This is a genomic window from Proteus sp. fly-1067, assembly GCF_040139345.1.
Lineage (GTDB): Bacteria > Pseudomonadota > Gammaproteobacteria > Enterobacterales > Enterobacteriaceae > Proteus > Proteus vulgaris_B.
Genome location: NZ_JBEEUL010000101.1, coordinates 1 through 704, shown reverse-complemented (window position 1 = coordinate 704; position 704 = coordinate 1). Strand labels below are relative to the sequence as shown.

At 43.8% G+C, this 704-nt stretch carries 2 pseudogenes; both read right to left on the bottom strand.

The window, feature by feature from the left end:
* A pseudogene (fliG, locus tag ABN217_RS19360) lies at positions 1-314 on the bottom strand (flagellar motor switch protein FliG); the annotation flags it as partial.
* A pseudogene (gene fliF / locus ABN217_RS19355) lies at positions 311-704 on the bottom strand (flagellar basal-body MS-ring/collar protein FliF); the annotation flags it as partial. The pseudogenes fliF and fliG, both read right to left, overlap by 4 nt.

The following is a 704-nucleotide window of genomic DNA, read 5'->3' as shown; positions in this document are numbered from 1 at the left end:
CCGGATGTACTTTCTTGTATATCAAAGATATCTTCTAACAAGCTAGCCGCACGCTCTTCACCTAATGCTTTGATCAGCACTGAACGTAGATAATCATTGGTATTAATATTGAGTGCTGCAAATTGAATGGCGGATTCTTCAAACTCAGTGAGTACCTCAGCCAGTTCATTATTTGAGATTTGGCGCATGTTAGAAACCGCCATACTCAGTTGTTGAACTTCTTTGGGATTCAGGTGTTTAAAGACCTCTGCGGCTTGATCTTCGCCGAGTGTCATTAGCATCACGGCACTTTTTTCGGTTCCTGTTAATATCATTGTGCTTTTCCTAACCACTGACGAATGACCATGGCAACCACTTGTGGGTCTTTCTCTGCCATTTCACGAATACGTTGACTTTGAATTTCAGCACTGACACGTTGGCGAGTCAGGCGACGACGTGTTTGTTCGTCCATATCTTCATTAATTTCTTCATCAACCACGAGCGGGGTTTTAGGTTGAGTCGTAACAAAGGTTTCGGCGGTCACTTGCGCTTGCTGTGATTGGCGGTATTTCACCCATTGTGGCTTGATACCGAAACGCCACATAAACCAAGCGATAATGGCGATTAAGAGGATCTTACCGTAATCCAATATTTGGGCGATAAGCTGTGGGTTTTCCACCATCGAAGGTTGTTCTTCAACAACGGTTTCGTTGGTAAATAATGAG